Here is a 409-nt window from a genome sequence, read left to right as displayed (position 1 = left end):
TGGTCGTACCAGGCGAAATCGCCCACGGGGACGAGCTTGACGCCGGCCGCGGCCTGAAGGCGCCAATGGCGGGCGCGAAGTTCGCGGCCCGTTTCTTCCAATGCTTCGGCGGTTTGCTTGCCGGCCCAGTAGGCTTCAACGGCGCGCTTGAGCTCGCGTTGGGCGCCAATGCGGGGGAATCCCAAATTATGAATCGTAGTCATGTGAACTCGCCATCCCACAAAATTTATTCAAGTGATGGCTATTTTGACGTCGAATCAAAATGAATCAAAATCAATGTCTACATTCATAAGATGAAGAAATCTCATAGAATGTCGGCTTGGGCCCGGTAAGGCGGATTCGTCGCCGGGATACCCTCGTAAATTCGTCTTGTATGAAGCCGCGCCCCCATGCTGGAAATTCGCCACCT

General features: G+C 54.5%; 1 protein-coding gene. It reads right to left on the bottom strand.

Annotated features, from left to right (window positions below; all coding sequences use genetic code 11):
• On the bottom strand, positions 1–203 hold a 203-nt coding region (locus B3446_RS13275), incomplete at its 3' end, for a hypothetical protein (protein WP_414632410.1).
• Between the last annotated feature and the right edge of the window lie 206 nt (positions 204–409).

The sequence above is a fragment of the Achromobacter sp. UBA5777 genome (assembly GCF_002418565.1).
GTDB lineage: Bacteria > Pseudomonadota > Gammaproteobacteria > Burkholderiales > Burkholderiaceae_B > Achromobacter > Achromobacter animicus.
This window is presented reverse-complemented; position numbering and strand designations above follow the sequence as displayed.